The 17,071-nt window shown below is 45.5% G+C and carries 17 protein-coding genes; 3 read left to right on the plus strand and 14 right to left on the minus strand.

Annotation, left to right across the window (positions count from 1 at the left end; translation table 11 throughout):
- Positions 1-23: 23 nt before the first annotated feature.
- From rplS to rpsP, 4 genes are all read right to left on the minus strand, one after another.
- Positions 24-422 carry a 50S ribosomal protein L19 gene (gene rplS, locus FD967_RS07985; protein ID WP_046330591.1) on the minus strand — a complete coding sequence of 133 codons (399 nt, stop codon included), beginning with the start codon at positions 420-422 and terminating at the stop codon, positions 24-26.
- Between the two features lie 126 nt (positions 423-548).
- Entirely contained in the window at positions 549-1,295 is a 747-nt protein-coding gene (trmD, locus tag FD967_RS07990; protein ID WP_215327239.1) for a tRNA (guanosine(37)-N1)-methyltransferase TrmD, read from the minus strand.
- A 24-nt stretch (positions 1,296-1,319) separates the two neighbouring features.
- On the minus strand, positions 1,320-1,883 hold the full coding sequence (rimM, locus tag FD967_RS07995) for a ribosome maturation factor RimM (RefSeq protein WP_215325476.1): 564 nt from the start codon (positions 1,881-1,883) through the stop codon (positions 1,320-1,322).
- Positions 1,884-1,976: 93 nt separating this feature from the next.
- Positions 1,977-2,222: a 30S ribosomal protein S16 gene (gene rpsP, locus FD967_RS08000; RefSeq protein ID WP_215325477.1), complete on the minus strand. Its 246-nt coding sequence runs from the start codon at positions 2,220-2,222 to the stop codon at positions 1,977-1,979.
- 252 nt (positions 2,223-2,474) lie between these two features.
- Between rpsP and FD967_RS08005 the strand changes: the two genes are divergently transcribed.
- Both FD967_RS08005 and FD967_RS08010 read left to right on the plus strand, forming a co-directional pair.
- On the plus strand, positions 2,475-2,999 hold the full coding sequence (locus FD967_RS08005; protein ID WP_215325478.1) for an META domain-containing protein: 525 nt from the start codon (positions 2,475-2,477) through the stop codon (positions 2,997-2,999).
- Between the two features lie 42 nt (positions 3,000-3,041).
- Positions 3,042-3,488, plus strand: a complete 447-nt coding sequence (locus tag FD967_RS08010) for a hypothetical protein (protein WP_215325480.1) — start codon at positions 3,042-3,044, stop codon at positions 3,486-3,488.
- 55 nt (positions 3,489-3,543) lie between these two features.
- Here FD967_RS08010 and FD967_RS08015 read toward each other — a convergent pair whose 3' ends face one another.
- Genes FD967_RS08015 through FD967_RS08035 form a run of 5 tightly spaced genes read right to left on the minus strand, consistent with a single transcriptional unit; the run spans position 3,544 to position 9,756 of the window.
- On the minus strand, positions 3,544-5,331 hold the full coding sequence (locus tag FD967_RS08015; RefSeq protein WP_215325481.1) for an acyl-CoA dehydrogenase: 1,788 nt from the start codon (positions 5,329-5,331) through the stop codon (positions 3,544-3,546).
- A 53-nt stretch (positions 5,332-5,384) separates the two neighbouring features.
- Positions 5,385-6,320, minus strand: coding sequence for an electron transfer flavoprotein subunit alpha/FixB family protein (locus FD967_RS08020; protein WP_215325482.1), 936 nt, complete (start codon positions 6,318-6,320; stop codon positions 5,385-5,387).
- On the minus strand, positions 6,321-7,070 hold the full coding sequence (locus FD967_RS08025) for an electron transfer flavoprotein subunit beta/FixA family protein (RefSeq protein WP_215325483.1): 750 nt from the start codon (positions 7,068-7,070) through the stop codon (positions 6,321-6,323).
- A 57-nt stretch (positions 7,071-7,127) separates the two neighbouring features.
- Positions 7,128-8,780 carry an acyl-CoA synthetase gene (locus tag FD967_RS08030; protein ID WP_215325484.1) on the minus strand — a complete coding sequence of 551 codons (1,653 nt, stop codon included), beginning with the start codon at positions 8,778-8,780 and terminating at the stop codon, positions 7,128-7,130.
- Between the two features lie 55 nt (positions 8,781-8,835).
- Positions 8,836-9,756 (minus strand): histone deacetylase family protein, encoded by a 921-nt coding sequence (locus tag FD967_RS08035; protein WP_215325485.1) that lies wholly within the window; start codon positions 9,754-9,756, stop codon positions 8,836-8,838.
- A gap of 83 nt (positions 9,757-9,839) precedes the next feature.
- Between FD967_RS08035 and mltB the strand changes: the two genes are divergently transcribed.
- Positions 9,840-11,108 carry a lytic murein transglycosylase B gene (mltB, locus tag FD967_RS08040; protein ID WP_215325486.1) on the plus strand — a complete coding sequence of 423 codons (1,269 nt, stop codon included), beginning with the start codon at positions 9,840-9,842 and terminating at the stop codon, positions 11,106-11,108.
- A gap of 18 nt (positions 11,109-11,126) precedes the next feature.
- Here the strand turns inward: mltB and cysM are convergent, their stop codons facing one another.
- The 5 genes from cysM to FD967_RS08065 all read right to left on the minus strand — a co-directional run bounded on the left by cysM (position 11,127) and on the right by FD967_RS08065 (position 16,968).
- Positions 11,127-12,038 carry a cysteine synthase CysM gene (cysM, locus tag FD967_RS08045; RefSeq protein WP_215325488.1) on the minus strand — a complete coding sequence of 304 codons (912 nt, stop codon included), beginning with the start codon at positions 12,036-12,038 and terminating at the stop codon, positions 11,127-11,129.
- Positions 12,039-12,079: 41 nt separating this feature from the next.
- Entirely contained in the window at positions 12,080-12,475 is a 396-nt protein-coding gene (locus FD967_RS08050) for a helix-hairpin-helix domain-containing protein (RefSeq protein ID WP_215325490.1), read from the minus strand.
- 123 nt (positions 12,476-12,598) lie between these two features.
- Positions 12,599-13,390 (minus strand): hypothetical protein, encoded by a 792-nt coding sequence (locus FD967_RS08055; RefSeq protein ID WP_215325491.1) that lies wholly within the window; start codon positions 13,388-13,390, stop codon positions 12,599-12,601.
- A complete protein-coding gene (locus FD967_RS08060) occupies positions 13,387-13,821 on the minus strand; it encodes a hypothetical protein (RefSeq protein WP_215325492.1) in 435 nt (144 codons plus the stop codon). The genes FD967_RS08055 and FD967_RS08060 overlap by 4 nt, the downstream gene beginning before the upstream one ends.
- A 48-nt stretch (positions 13,822-13,869) precedes the next feature.
- On the minus strand, positions 13,870-16,968 hold the full coding sequence (locus tag FD967_RS08065; RefSeq protein WP_215325493.1) for a CHAT domain-containing tetratricopeptide repeat protein: 3,099 nt from the start codon (positions 16,966-16,968) through the stop codon (positions 13,870-13,872).
- Positions 16,969-17,071: the final 103 nt, after the last annotated feature.

Raw genomic sequence — 17,071 nt, forward strand, 5'->3', positions numbered from 1 at the left:
TTCTTTTTAAATTAAAGCAAACCTTATTCCGCTGCTGTCTCAGCAACTGCCTTGACTTTGCGAGCAGGAAGTTTTTCTTTAATACGTGCAGACTTACCTGAACGATCACGCAAGTAGTACAGCTTCGCACGACGTACATCACCGCGACGCTTCACTTCAATGCTAGCGATCAATGGTGAGTAAGTTTGGAATGTACGCTCTACGCCTTCGCCAGATGAAATCTTGCGAACGATAAAACTGGAATTCAGTCCGCGATTGCGCTTTGCAATCACAACGCCTTCAAAGGCCTGGGTACGCTTACGTGTACCTTCAACTACGTTTACACCAACAACCACTGTGTCGCCAGGAGCGAAAGCAGGAAGTACTTTGTTAGCACTTAAGCGAGCAATTTCTTCTTGCTCAATTTTTTCGATCAAATTCATTATTAATCCTTAAACATCTTGTCAGCGTTTAATCCCGAGACTTTCATCAACGGACCAGACAGAGGATGCAGTTAAAACCATTTCACTAAATCAAAACACAAACACTTCATTCAAAACCATAATTACTTACAGTGTTCGAAGAAATTGCTCATCTTCTTTACTTAGCAACCCATTGGCTCTTGCCGATTTAATTAAATCAGGTCTAAGCCTTAGCGTCAGCTCTAAAGACTTCTGCCGACGCCAATCCGCTATTTTAGCGTGATGTCCGCCCAAAAGCACGTCTGGAACAGATAAATTTTCATATATTTCAGGGCGGGTGTAGTGCGGATAGTCCAAAAGACCATTCACAAAGCTATCTTGGATAGCAGATTCACCATCCCCCAGAGCCCCTGGAATGAGGCGAATGACCGCATCCATGATGGTCATAGCGGGTAATTCCCCGCCAGAAACCACAAAATCACCCATTGAAAGCTGTAAATCGACATTTCGATCAATAAAACGCTGGTCAACAGCCTCATATCGACCACAAATAAAAGTTAAATTGCCATAGCCCAGAATGTCTGTGGCCATCTTCTGAGAAAAGACCTCCCCTTGAGGGGCGAGGAGACAAATTGGACCAGAAACGACGTTTTGAGACTGATGAGCCGCCTTAACAGCAGATATTGTGTCTTCCAGCGGTTTTGCCATCATGACCATGCCGGGGCCACCACCATACGCCCGATCATCTACAGTCTTGCGGGGGTCGGAGCAATAATCCCGAGGATTCCAGAGCTTGACGCTGGCAAGAGCTTGCTCACAAGCACGCCCAGTAATACCCCACTGCGTTAAAGCGGAGAACATCTCAGGGAATAAGGTGACTACATCAAAGCGCATATTGGAGATCAATGACTTTTCTAATTACCAGTCGGGTTGCCAGTCTAGGGTAATCAGCCTATTGGGCAAGTCAACATTTTGCACCGCTTCTTTTACAAAAGGCACTAATTGTTTTACTGTTTTGGTTTGCGCATCGCCAAGAGCAATGATTCCATGAGCGCCGTTATCGTTGACATCAACCACCTCACCAAGACTTTCGCCCTGAAGGTTGATAGCCTTACAACCGATTAGGTCAACCCAGTAATAACTATCGCTATCCGTCTTGGGAAATACCTCACGCGTAACTAAAATGCGAGCACCTTTTAAGGCCTCAGCCTGATCGCGATCGGAAATACCATCCAAGGCAATCACTACGGTACCGCTATGCATCTTGGATTGCTTTACCTTATACAAAGTCAATGAAGCCTGCTCATGAGATACAGCAACGCCAGCACTACGACGAGGAATGAGAGATAACCAAAGTTCTTTGCTAGATAAGAGAGCTACTGGATCGGAAGAGTGAGGGCGAACCTTAATCTGACCCTGTAAGCCTTGAGCGTCTTGGACTGCACCGAGCTCAATCAAATCATTTAGGGAAGGTGTATTCATATTGAAGCCACCTCAATCCCCCAAATAACACTACCAGTAAATTCTGCTACCAAAGACCTCATCGAGAAGAGAAAGTCTTTGGATTTGAAGGCTTTAAACCGCAGGATTGTTTTTGATCAAACGAACTACAGTTGGAGAGATCTGCGCGCCAACACCAGTCCAATAGGTCAGACGATCTTGAGCAATACGCATTGCTTGCTCAGTCTCTGCTGCCTGTGGATTGAAGTAACCAATACGCTCGATAAAGTTCGAGTCGCGACGATTGCGCTTGTCAGTAGCCACGATGCTATAAAAAGGGCGCTTCTTTGAACCGCCGCGTGCCAGTCGAATGACGACCATACTTATTCCTTAAAATCTAAAATGAAAATAGGTTGATTACAACCCAATGAAATTACTACAAAATCTTGGGCTCCAACTAAAGCGCAAATTAACAAAACAAATGCACGGTATAGCGGAAAACCTCATATTCTAGACGAAAACCCCTACTTGATCCACCTATTTAAGCGGACGCCTCCTTAGCTTCAACAGTAGAATAGAATTCAACAATTCATAAAATAATTATTAAAAACAATAAGTTACAAAAATATTGCCATGAGAATAGCCACTTTTAGACCCTCCACAGGCCCTGTAGAGCGCTTTTTTCTCACTCTTTCTTGCCTCGGTTTAGGTTTTTTAACGGCCTGCGCCAATGTCATTCCACCCTGTACCGCTAAAACCAGCCCTCCGAGTAGTGAGTTTCGCAACACTAAATGGGAGCTCGTTCGCTGGAATCTAGCACCCAATAGCAAAGGTGAAGTCCGCCCCCGACAAATTCCCCAGGGTGACAATAGCAACCCCATCCAAATCATTTTTGATGCCAATGGTGAGCGCTTGAGCGGATCAACTGGCTGCAATCGCTTTACTGCACGCATTACCGAAGATGCCAGAGGCTTTACGCTAGATCAAATCGCTAGTACAAAGATGGTCTGTGCACCCCAGCGTATGGAATTGGAAAATGATTTCCTTTATGAATTAAATGATTACCGCTCGATTGTGCGTAACGGCGACCAACTGCTGATGATTGGTGCGGATCGAGAAGTCTTAAGTTTTATGCAAAAAAGTAATTCATCGAAATAAAAAATAGTTCACCATTGCAATAGCTTATTACTGAAAGTCTGAATGAAAAAATACAAACTCCTATTCTGCTCACTTGGATTATTTTTTCCCGGAACTGGCCTGAACTGTTTTTATTTACAAGGATTGAAATCCTTCTGGGGCTGGGCACAACTACTTTCTTTTATCGGCGGAATTGCTGGATGGCTAATTCTGAAGGAAGCACATTTCCACTCTGCACCGGGTTGGGTACTCATCACCTTCGGTTTCATCACCTTTGAAGCCAGCTGGTTAACTACCATCACTTATGGCTTACGCGCTGATGAAAAGTGGGATGCCCAATTCAATCCAGGTCTAGAACCTAGCAGAGCAACTCAGTCTGGTTGGCCGGTTGTGCTGACTGTGATTTTTTCTTTAGTCTTTGGTGCCGGCGTGATGATGACCTTCTTGGCAATTGCATTTGAACAATTTTTCATCTCCCAACTTCAAGAAGCAAGAAAGCTATCCCAGTAATGCGGATAGCTTTTTAATGGGCAACTTTTAATAGGCAGCAACAGTGATTGAAATCTTAAAACTGCTCTGCTGTCAGCGCATTAGTGGAGTGACCGCTTTCTAAGATCGAGGTTGCAAGAGCTTGAGATTGTGGCAATAGATTTTCTGCAAAAAAGCGTGCTGTCGTAATCTTGGCGTCATAGAAATTCGGGTCTCCTGCACGCAACTCTTGTGCAGCTAGTAAAGCACGTGCCATTTGCCATGCCCCCAATACCAGGCCACATAAACGTAGGTATGCAAAACTACCTGCATACACTGCCTTGATATCTATTTTTGCATTCGCCAAAATGTAAGCTACTGAAGCTTCAAACGCTTCACGCGCTGGAGTTAACTGCTTCAATACCGCTTTTGCATCTGCAGTGCCGCTGCTTGCTAAATCTTTTTCAGTTTGCTGGATTCTGTCCGAGAATAGCTTTGCAGTTGCACCACCATCACGTACCGTCTTTCTACCAATCAAATCATTTGCTTGAATAGCTGTAGTGCCTTCATAGATGGTCAGGATACGAGCATCACGATAATGTTGTGCTGCACCAGTCTCCTCAATAAAGCCCATACCACCGTGAACTTGAACGCCCAAACTCGCAACATCAATCGACATCTCAGTCGAAAAGCCTTTCACAATCGGTACCAAGAATTCATATACCGCTTGATTCTGCTTGCGAGCTATTTCATCAGGGGATGCATGTTGCGCATCATAAGCAGCTGCCGCGTAATACGCTAAGGCTCTAGATGCCTCAATATAGCCGCGCATAGTCATCAACATCCGCTTCACGTCAGGCTGATGAATAATTGCTACAGGGCCTGGGGAGCCAGCTAGATCACGACTCTGAACTCGGTCTTTAGCGTATTGCACTGCTTTTTGATATGCTCGCTCTGCAACTGCAATACCCTGCATACCGACCGCAAAGCGGGCAGCATTCATCATCACGAACATGTATTCCAGGCCACGATTTTCTTCGCCCACCAAGTAGCCGGTTGCACCACCGTGATCGCCAAACTGTAAGACTGCAGTTGGGCTGGCCTTAATGCCCAGCTTGTGCTCAATCGAAACGCAGTGTACATCATTACGCTCACCAAGCAAACCATCTGCGTTTACCAAACACTTCGGAACTACAAACAAGGAAATACCCTTCACGCCCTCTGGTGCATCTGGTGTTCTAGCTAGTACGAGATGGACAATATTTTTTGCCATATCGTGCTCACCATAGGTGATGTAGATCTTGGTCCCAAAAATTTTATATATGCCATCGGCTTCAGGTACAGCGCGAGAACGCACCATCGATAGGTCGGAGCCTGCCTGAGGCTCTGTGAGGCACATGGAACCAGTCCATTCCCCAGAAATCATCTTGGGCACATAGCGCTCTTGCAACTCAGGGCTTGCTGCAGTCAATAAAGCCTCAATCGCACCATCAGTCAGCATGGGGCATAAAGCAAAAGACAAGCTAGCCGAGTGAACCATCTCAAAGCATGCCGTGGCAATCAGTTTTGGCAAACCTTGACCACCGAACTCTACGGGGTGCACAACACCCTGCCAACCTGCTGCAGCAAATTGCTCAAAAGCCTCTTTAAAGCCAAGGGTAGTAGTGACTACGCCATTCTTGAGTGAGCTAGGGTTTTGATCGCTAGGCCAGTTGAGAGGCGCTACAACATCTTGATTAAATTTGGCAGACTCTTCTAGAATCGCCGGGGCTAAATCTACATCAGCGCCCGCCTCAGCATAGGATGGGTAGGCAACAATCTCAGCTAGCCCCGCTAATTCGTTCATCACAAATAGCATGTCTTTTACTGGGGCTACATACGGCATACGTACTCCTATAGATCGGGTGTGAAGGCAGTTAAAGAGAGCTCTTAAATGCCTTAAGTAAGTAAGTTAGTTAATTCAGGGACGGCGGTATTAAGGTCTGCAACTAAACCATAATCAGCAACACTAAAGATTGGCGCCTCAGGATCTTTATTAATCGCCACGATCACTTTAGAGTCCTTCATGCCAGCTAAATGCTGAATCGCGCCAGAGATGCCAACGGCAATATACAACTGCGGTGCAACGATTTTACCGGTCTGACCTACTTGATAATCGTTTGGAACATAACCTGCATCAACTGCAGCGCGTGAGGCGCCCAGAGCGGCGCCAAGCTTGTCAGCCAAGGGCGCAATAATTTCTTGATACTTCTCACCAGAACCTAAACCACGACCACCAGACACAATGATTTTGGCGGCAGTAAGTTCAGGACGATCTGACTTAGTGAGTTCACGACCAACGAAAGATGATTTACCAGAAACCTCAGTAGCCGCTTGCTTTTCTACTGCAGCGGATCCACCACTTGCGGCAACAGGATCAAAACCGGTTGTGCGAACCGTAATTACTTTAATTGAGTCAGAAGATTGCACGGTAGCAATCGCATTGCCTGCATAAATTGGACGCTCGAAAGTATCTGCAGAGATCACTTTAGTAATGTCAGATAACTGAGCCATATCTAACTTAGCGGCAACACGTGGCAAGACATTCTTACCATTGGCAGTTGCTGGCGCCAAAATATGACTATAGCTATTAGCAATAGATAAAATTTGAGCGGCTAAGGGTTCGGCGAGCTGATCAGCTAACGATGCTGCATCTACCTGAATGACCTTACGTACTCCAGCAATTTGTGCCGCAGCAGTAGCAGCGGCATCGGTACCACTACCGGCTACCAACACATCCACCTCAGGGGAGCACTGCAAAGCAGCAGCTACCGCATTGAGCGTTGCTGCTTTTAAGGATTGATTGTCGTGTTCAGCAATAACAAGTGCGGCCATTTAAATCACCTTCGCTTCATTTTTAAGTTTATCTACTAAAGCTGCTACATCAGCCACCATCACACCAGCAGAGCGCTTTGGTGGCTCCTCTACTTTGAGAGTTTTGAGACGCGGGGTAATGTCAACACCAAGCTCTTCAGGCTTCAGGATTTCCAAAGTTTTCTTTTTAGCTTTCATGATGTTTGGCAAAGTCACATAACGTGGCTCATTCAAACGCAAGTCAGTTGTGATGACTGCGGGCAAAGTAATTGCAATTGTTTCTAAGCCGCCATCCACCTCGCGAGTCACAAGCGCTTTACCATCGGCAACTATTACTTTGGAGGCAAAAGTTGCTTGGGGGATATCCATCAAACTCGCTAACATCTGACCCGTCTGATTGCTATCATCATCAATTGCCTGTTTACCCAAAATGATGATCTGCGCTTGCTCTTTTTCAGAAAGCGCCTTAAGTATTTTTGCAATGGCTAAAGGCTGTAATTCAGTATCGGTCTCTACCAAGATGGCACGATCTGCCCCAATCGCTAGGGCAGTACGCAGCGTTTCTTGACATTGAGTGGGACCAGCAGAAACCACCACTATCTCAGTAGCAATACCAGCCTCTTTTAATCGAACAGCTTCTTCTACTGCGATCTCATCAAATGGATTCATGCTCATTTTGACGTTTGCTAGATCTACGCCAGAGTTATCTGATTTCACCCGAATTTTGACGTTGTAATCAACGACCCGTTTTACTGCCACTAAGATTTTCATGCTTGATCTCTATTTTTGAGTAACTCTTCTATTCTATCCGCCCAGCGATATCTGGGGCTAGACGTCGATTGCTGAAGCAGAGCCCGCCTGCTTGCGAAGTTCAAACTTCTGGATCTTGCCGGTAGAGGTCTTGGGTAGTTCACAGAACACAATGGCTCTTGGCACCTTAAAACCAGCTAGATGCTGCTTGCAATGGGCAATGATTTCAGCAGGCGTAACTTGTATTCCCGGCTTAATTTCCAGAAAGGCGCAAGGTGTTTCCCCCCACTTAGGGTCTGGCTTCGCGACTACTGCAGCAGCCATGACAGCTGGGTGGCGATAAAGAACATCTTCAACTTCCACAGAGGAGATATTTTCGCCACCAGAAATAATAATATCTTTGCTACGGTCCTTCATCTTCACATAGCCATCGGGGTTTATCACTGCCAGATCACCCGAATGAAACCAACCACCCTCAAAAGCCTCTTTACTTGCCTTCTCATTTTTAAGGTAGCCCTTCATGGCAATATTGCCCTTAAACATAATCTCACCCATCGTTTCGCCATCAGCAGGAACGGGCTCGAGAGTTTCGGGATCAAGAACGGCAATCGCCTGCTGCAGGTGATACCGAACACCTTGTCGCGCATTGAGGCGAGCCCTCTCACCAATATCAAGGTCATTCCATTCATCTTGCTTGACACATACCGCTGCTGGTCCGTAGGTCTCCGTTAATCCATAGACATGCGTTAGGTCAAAGCCCAGTTGTTCCATTCCCTCAATGATGGATGCAGGAGGTGCAGCGCCTGCAATTAAGCCTTTTACGCCTACCGGCACACCCTCCTTTAATTCGTCAGGGGCGTTGACTAGAAGGTTGTGCACAATTGGAGCAGCGCAGTAATGAGTGACACCATGATCTTTAATAGCAGCAAATATATGTTGCGCATCCACGCGACGTAGGCAAACATTAATGCCAGCGCGTGCCGCTACCGTCCATGGAAAGCACCAGCCATTGCAATGGAACATCGGGAGCGTCCAGAGATAGGTGGGATGCTTGCTGATATCCCAGTCCAAAATATTCGAGATAGCGTTGATCGCTGCGCCGCGATGGTGATACACCACCCCCTTTGGATTGCCAGTAGTGCCTGAGGTGTAGTTTAAGCAAATGGCTTGCCATTCATCTGCAGGGACTTGCCAAGCGAATTGGGGATCGCCCTCAGATAAGAACTTTTCATAAGTGAGTTTGCCGAGCTTTTCACCTAAGACATCAAACTCTTTTTCCTCGACATCAATTACCAGAAACTCGCGACCACTTTCTTTCTTAGCTATCTCAAGGGCTTTTTTCATCACTCCCGAAAACTCGGGATCTACGATCACGACTTTTGCTTCACCATGATTGAGCATAAAAGCAATTGACTCGGGATCAAGGCGGGTATTTAAGGCATTCAATACTGCCCCAGACATCGGAATTCCGAAATGCGCCTCAACCATCGGCGGCGTATTGGGCAACATGACAGCTACCGTATCACCTAGGCCAATCCCATGCTTTTGCAAGGCGCTTGCTAAGCGACGGCAACGCTCATAAGTTTGAGCCCAAGTCTGACGAAGCTTGCCATGAATCACCGCCAAGCGATCTGGGTAGACTTCAGCAGATCTCTCCAGAAATAATAACGGGGTAATCGGAGTGAAGTTTGCAGGGTTACGTTCTAAACCCTGCTCAAAAATATTAGCCATACGTTCCTTGGATATTGATCTTCTTTGTTTCTAGATTTCTGGAATCTGACTTCAATTAAATATCAGCAAGTGCTTTGACGTGCGCCACCACGCTACGACCCAAAGCAGAGAGGTTGTAACCACCCTCCAGGCAGCTGACGATACGACCCTGAGCATATTGGTTGGCAACACCTTTTAACTGCTTAGTAATCCAAGCGTAGTCATCTTCTACCAAACCCATCTGACCCAAGTCATCTTCACGATGAGCATCAAAACCTGCAGAAATGATGATGAGCTCAGGCTCAAAATCCCGTAGACGTGGCAACCATTGTTCTTCGACAATCGAGCGCACCACATCTCCCCGCGTAGAGGCTGGCAAGGGAACATTCACCATATTGCTTGCTCTGTCTAATCCACTATAGGGATAAAACGGATGTTGAAAGAAACTACACATGAGTACATTAGGGTCATTAAAAAATGCTGCTTCAGTCCCATTGCCGTGATGAACGTCAAAATCGATGATAGCCACCCGTTCGATGTCATATGTCTCCATCGCATATCGCGCTGCTACGGCAACGTTATCAAAGACACAAAATCCCATTGAGCGGGTTGGCTCAGCATGGTGACCCGGGGGGCGAACCGCACAAAACACATTTTCAACTTCACCCTTCATTACCGCATCAACACCCGCAATAGCAGCGCCAGCTGCACGTAACGCAGCACTCCAAGTATGAGGGTTCATAATGGTGTCACCGTCGAGCATAAAGTAACCGCTCGCTGGTGAACGCTCTTTTACAAACGCAATGTGATCTGGGCTATGAACTAACTCTAGTTGCTCTTCAGTTGCCAAGGGGGCATCTAGATGCTGTAGAAAGCGATCGATACCACTCCGAATGAGCTGATCATTAATTGCCTGAATACGCTCCGGGCACTCGGGATGATGGCTACCCATCTCATGTTTTAGAAAATCGGGATGAGTTATGTATCCTGTTGTCATTACTAGAAATCCTCAATAGCAAAACTGTAGTTTTTATAATCTAATTAAACCTGCCAACTTTTCAAAAACCCATCCTCATATCCATGAATTTTCGCGTCTCCTACCTTGCTTCAACACTATTAATAGCGCTACTACTTAGCGCCTGTTCCAGTACTAGTGTCCAGCAAATTAACCCTACAGAGACTATCGTAAACCAGTCCGAGGATGCTGCGGCAGAAGACCGGTTCAACCAAAACCTCAACCAATTAATTACTCAAATTGCTCAAACTCAGGGAATCCCTCAGGCAAGCCTTGAATCAGGCTTCTCAGATGCTAAAACGATTCCCTCCATTCGAAAATTGGTGTTACCCCCATCGGGTAACTTTAAAAGGAATTGGGTAGCCTATCGCAATCGCTTTATTGAGCCAGTTCGCCTAAAAGCTGGCAAGGCTTTTTGGGAGCAAAACCAGGCATTCCTCAGTAAAACTGAGCAAGAATCAGGGGTACCAGCCGAGGTCATCGTCTCAATTATTGGAATTGAAACTATCTATGGACGTCAAACTGGAAATTTTCGAGTCAAGGATGTACTTTCTACGCTAGCCTTCAACTATCCAGATACCCCCAATAAAGCGAGCAGAGAGCAACTCTTTAAAGATCAACTTCAAGAACTCATCCTCATGTGCTGGACTGAGGGCGGCGGCAGTTTGCCTGCCAAAAATAGCAAGCAAGGATTAAGTCAAACTCGCTTTAATGCTTGTTTAAATCAGAATAGCTCTTATGCAGGCGCCATTGGCTTGCCCCAGTTCATGCCAAGCAGTATTCGCAGCTTTGCAGTAGATGGTGATGGAGACGGACATGTTGACCTCAAAAAAAGCCCGAAAGATGCTATTGCTAGTGTAGCTAATTTCATGATGAGGCATGGCTGGCAGCCTGGAATGCCGATTTACTTCCCCGTACAAGAAGCGGCGATCAGCGAAGCAAGACTCCTAGCTGATGGTGAGCCTCAACTGAAATACACGATTCAAGAACTCATCAAAAACGGCATTCTAACAAATGAGCAAGGCGATCTTCAGTCTGGTGGTGTTGAGTTACAAAGCAAGGCTCTCATTGTTGACCTTCCTTACCCCGATAAAGATGGCAATGATCAGGTGCGCTATGTAGTTGGCTTAAATAACTTTCTGACGATTGTGCAATACAACCGCAGTTACTTTTATGCACAAAGTGTTGCAGAGTTTGCGGAAGCACTGGGATACAAAAACCAAAGTATAGCCACCATCACTACATCGAAAGCGCAATCGGAAACAAAGTCAGTTGGACCGTCCAAATCCAAATCCAAGAAGTCTGCTAACAAGAAAAAGCAGAAGCAAACCTAATGCTGAAGTTTGAATGTCTTACGCCGGAAAAACGCCAGTAGATAGATAGCGGTCACCACGGTCGCAAACAATAAAAACAATTGTTGCATTCTCAACCTGGCGAGCGATTCGCAAGGCAACCACTAAAGCGCCGCCAGCAGAAATGCCGCAGAAGATGCCCTCTTCAGCTGCAAGACGACGCGCCATTTCTTCAGCATCCGCTTGGCTAACATACTCAATGCGATCAACTCTATCGCCCTGGTAAATCTTAGGCAGGTACTCTGGAGCCCATTTACGAATACCTGGAATCTGTGAACCCTCTTCCGGTTGAGCGCCAATAATCTGGATATTGGGATTCATGGTTTTTAAATAAGTAGAGACTCCAGTAATAGTTCCAGTAGTGCCCATCGATGAGACAAAGTGCGTCACCTGGCCATTGGTATCGCGCCAGATCTCTGGGCCGGTCGTCTCGATGTGAGCACGTGGATTATCTGGATTAGCGAATTGATCCAACAATCTTCCACGACCCTCCTTCTGCAATTGTGATGCATAGTCACGAGCAAATTCCATACCCCCAGAAGCTGCTGTCAGAATGAGTTCTGCTCCATAGGCGGCCATACTTTGACGACGCTCAATACTCTGGTTCTCAGGCATCACTAAAACCATCTTGTAGCCCAACATCGCAGCAGTCATCGCTAAAGCAATACCAGTGTTACCGCTAGTAGCCTCAATCAGAGTATCACCAGGCTTAATTTCGCCGCGCTCTTGTGCGCGTAGGATCATCGACAGCGCAGGTCGGTCTTTTACCGACCCTGCTGGATTATTACCCTCCAACTTTCCTAAGATCAGATTATTTTTGGAATCGTTTTCAGCACCCGGAATGCGTTGCAAACGAACCAGGGGTGTATTACCCACGGTCTGTGAAATAGTTAAGTAAGAAGGTGTGTTCATGAAACCATTTTAGCCATAAGCTAGGCTAGACGTAAAAGGGCTTAATTTCGGCGACTTGGTTCCGTACGATCCGTAGGATGGCGAGAACCACTTTGACCGCGTGAGCCACGTCTGCTAGTCTTGGAGCCCTCTTTATTGGTGCGGCCATGAGGTTCACGAAAAGAACTTGGCGCCTCGATAGTTAAGCCGTTATCCACCATCTTTTCCACAGATTTCATACCAATGCCTCGAACCCGTTTTTGCAGGTCATTGGCATCCTGAAAATGCCCGCCATCTAAACGTTCGGCAATGATTGTTTTTGCCCTAGAAGGCCCAATTCCTTTAATACTTTCTAATTCAGACTGGGTTGCGGTATTGACATTGATTGGTGAGGCAGCAGCTAAACTTGAGACAGCTACAAATACTGAAAACACTAAAGACTTTAATAATTGATTCATTCAATCTCCATCAGTTAATAAAAAATCCACCTATACAAAGTGCAAGTGGATTAGATATAACGAATGAGGCTGATGACTGTTGACCAAATTACGTGGAGGACAACTAAATCAGGAAATACTTACTCAACCAATGATGCCCTTTAGGCCGGTATAAATAGACACAGCAGTGGTCCCAAGCGCAACAATAGTTCCACCGTATTCCTGTAACTTTTTCATCAGGCCATGCAAATTCGATGGCGAAATTTGCCCCTCACCCAGGCCTGTAACGACCGCTTTAAGAAAGGGATTGATTGATGCTTTTCGTAAATGTCTTTGTTTGCTCGCGTAAGCGACCCCACCGAGAAGCATCCCCGTTAAGAAACTAAAGGCGATACTTGCGGAATACTCCAAAACTTCCCGCCATTCAAATATATTTTGAGGCCAAATTGGAGACCCATCCACTATAGAAGTCATCCAGCTCATACCAATGACAGAAGCAATAGCTAAAAATACTACCCCCATAAACCAAGGAAATAATTTGCGAGTAGTACTTTTAAATAAGAAGTATCCAAAAGGTAAAGGCAGGATGATCGAGATCAATCTTAAGTACAGGGGCTTAGTGTCGTAAACAATTGAGATCAATCCATGTGCAGCCAGTAGGAGTGCGAGAGGAATGCCGATGTATATGACAATGTCCAATATGGATAAAGCAAGACCTCTTGGCTCAACCTGTTGTTGCACTTGTTCATCTAACAATAATTGCAATTCTGCAATACGATGCTCATAGGCATCTTGATTCGGAATCTCTTCAAGGCGCTTTTCAAGCTCCGCCATCTTAGCCATCATGGGCTTGAACAAATAAAGATCACGAGTACAGACCTTGCAGACCGATGCCTCTTCAGCAACTTCAGAGAGGCAGTATGGGCAATTCATCATTTAACGACTAGAGTGAAAACAGTATTTGTTTCTCGACCATCAGTATCTTTCGCTGTCACGCGGATTGTGTGAGAGCCGGAAGGTACATCTGCTTTTGAAAAATCAATACCAGATGCGCTAATAGAATTTTTTAATCTTGGCGTTAAATCCACAAAGGGGGATTTCATATAAACAACCTTGACTGAAGATGGATCAATCTTGCCTTCACCGCGCGCTTCAAAGTTGACCTTGAAATCAAGTGGTGAGCTAACTGGAGCATCAGCCTCCGGAGAAACTAGCTTCACTGATGGGCCTCGAGAAATCCCACGGGTAGCTAATGCTCCAGATGCCGCTGGCAAAGCAGCTTCTTTGGCGCTAATTAAAGGTGCCGCACTGACTAATGAGGTGGTAACCATGAGACTAGTAAAAAATAGGATTTGAGTAAGCTTCATCATCATTCCAAAATAAGGGTTATTTAATTGCGATTAGTAGATATTAAATCAATCACCAACCACTACAAACGGAGCCCAAAATAAGGGGTGCGCATAAGAGTATTTTATCGTGTTGCCCTCCCTCATCCCGCCTTGGTCGACTTGATTGAGCATTGCCTGACGAAGTAGCTCGGCTTTACTAGTATCTTGAGCTTTTTGCTGATTCTTAAATAGATCGGTCATCATGGTTCTAGATGCCGCAGAATCAACTGGCCAGTTAGAAACTAAGAGGGCTTTTGCACCGGCAAAGAAAAAGGCCCTACCTAAGCCTGAGACTGCTTCAGAACCAGCGCCATCTCCTGCCGCAGTATTACAAGCAGAGAGTACTACCCAGTCGGCATCGAGCTTTAAGGTCAGCACCTTATCCATGGTGAGTAGGCCATCATCTTTATCACCGGTGACTTCTGGAGAAGATAAAGCGAGCGCTGGCTGGGTTAAGCCATTAAGCTCACCTGGCACTAAACCATGGGTGGCAAACATCACCACCTTACGATTGGACAGATCAGTAGACATCACCTGCTTAACCGAAGCTTGTTTATGCAAGAAAATATCGCCATCTCCAGCACCAATGGCCTTACCAATTTCTTCTAACTCAAGACTGGTATCTGGCAAGCGGGGCAGTAATGCCAGCTCTGCTGAACTCACTCCAGAGGTCTTAGGCGCACTACGCAAAGACAGTGGAATACCTCTAGTAGCAAGTTGAGTAGCCTTTACTTGCTTTTGCGCAGACTTTTCTTGTTCACTACTAAAGTAAGGGTCGCCAAAACCAATAAAGTTTTTACGATTTGGGTTTCCAGCAGGTAAAGCACGTAAGGCTGTTAAAGCTGTAACAGACGGGATCTGGGCAACGGCAATATCCCGCGTTAACCAAGGAACAGTCTTATACCCACTAAACGGTGTGGCACCACCTTTGGCAGGTTGAGATGTTGGCTTGGTAACCAGTAAGGATAAGGGCAATTGGCCAAGTTCTGCATGTGGTACGGTCAACATTACCTTTTTGCCAATAAATGCACTCTGTACTGGGGCAAGAACTTGTTGATAAAGTTGATTCGCTAACGCCACATCAAACGGCGGAATCTCATCGATCGTAGCAACGCCTGGATCTAAAGACTTACGTAGTTGCGTTACTGCTTTTGAAATTTGGGCACGGCCAACAGCAAGCTGAAAAAACTGTACCGGCTTATCTTTGCTAATTGCCCAAACATAACCCACGTTATCTGTGAAATACCATGAGACCAAAACTTCATCAGACTTTAACGCTTTTTGAGTTCGCTCTACAGAAGCTGGTTTTGGCTCAACTAACTCAGCATAGTCCGGAAACTTCTTCTCAATCTCTTTTTTCAAATCTTCACGCTGAGATTTAAAGGTGGTGATGTCAGCTCGAATCTTAGCTTGAGCGGCAGGGAGTTGTTGCGCAGGCGGGGCTGATAATAAACCAGTCAAGAGCTCCGTCAAAGTATTGATGCGTTGCTGCAAATCTTGTTCACGGCGAGCTAAAGACGCTAATTGCGGATCGGAAATAGTAGCGCGCGCTGCACTTGAAGTAAGGGCACGCTGTACACCGCTCCCACGTGCAAGATCAGCAATTTGGAAGGCTTCAGCAGCAGCCGCTCCCGATGAATCTGTTTTTGCTTGCTGGGCAAGAGAGGCTAAATACTCCTCTAAAACAAAGATCATTCTTTGGGTTTGCCGTATTGTTGCGGTGGAATTTTCCGAATCATTTCGCGCCTGATCAATCAGAATCGGAATAGATTGCTTGAACTCAGATAGCGCTTGAGAACCTTGTCCTGACACTTGAAGCGCAGATGCATTAAATGCTCTGATTGCCGCAAGACGTGGCGAGCTCTTTTCCATTCGAGCGCCCGCCTTGGAGAGCATATCTGCAGTCATTGTGACAGCCTGTGATGCTTTACCTGTTTTAACCAAAGCAATAGCCCAATCAAGATCGCCAGATTGATAACTAGAGGCAAGCTCAGGATCGCTCTTAATACCATCTACCATTTCATTGAACATCTTATCTGCCTGTACATATTTACCATCTGCAGCTAATGATGTGCCTAAAGCTTTTCTTGCTGCCGCAATTAATGGAGATGCAGAATAATTTGTTGATTGTATTGCCACCTTGAGAGCTGCCTGAGATAACATTACCGCCTCAGCCTGACGCCCTTGCTCGCTAATAATTTTTGACAAGGTTAATAATGCAAAACAAGTGCTTGCAGAATTCACCCCCTCGCGATTAATCGCCAGTACAACCGACTCTCTCGCCCAATATTCAGCATCAATTAAACGTCGCTGACCTAGAAAAGCATTTGCTAGTTGGTTATATAAACCAACTCTTTGACCATAGGCATATCTAGGCGTACTAGAAATATCCTGCAATACTCTGACCTCATTATCTAAGGCATCCTTATTACTATCTTTGACGTTATCAAGAATTGTTTTATTTAAGCTCAGAGCAGTTCTGATACTCCTCTCAGCTTCAATAAATTTACCCTCCGACATAAATACTCTGCCACGAGCCCGCTCATAACCCAATTGCCAGTTGGTTTTATATATAAAGTTTGGATTTCTAGCTACGCTAATTAGATTAGAGTAATCATTTTCAAGGATGGCTAAGGCTTTATTGGCGCACTCAAAATCCCCTATACGTAAACATATATTGACAATAGTTTGTCCGGTACTAATCTTCCAGCCACCAAGATTATTGGGAATGATTGCTTTTGTTTCTTCAGCTATTTTTTTGGCAAGTACTAAGTTGCCCCTTAATGCCTCCTGTTGGGCATACTGCATTCTTTCATCTATCTGCATTGCAATATCGAAACTAGGATGATCAATTGCTGCCTTTTTAAAATTCTCTACAGCTTCTTTGGAGTTTTCTAAGATATTTTCAGCAACAGCACGCTGATAGTAGTAGTGATTTAGAGCGCTAGAGTCATTCGACGATGGCGGAGATTTAGCTAGTATTTTTTTCGCCTTGTCTATCAACGCCTGATCCTGTCGAGTCTGACTCAATATCTGTAGAATGTCTTTCACATCTCTTGGCGGCGCCTTCATACTCTCAACGTCTACTTCATCTTTATTGGGAGCAGCAAATGAAGAATTCGACATTATCAATAAGCTGCAGCACAGCAATAGTGATTGAAGTAGCGAGAGCTTGCGCATAGAAATTCCCCTATTTTTTATAAGGAATATACTAACTCAAAACTAGATA

This window comes from Polynucleobacter sp. JS-Mosq-20-D10 (assembly GCF_018687755.1).
GTDB lineage: Bacteria > Pseudomonadota > Gammaproteobacteria > Burkholderiales > Burkholderiaceae > Polynucleobacter.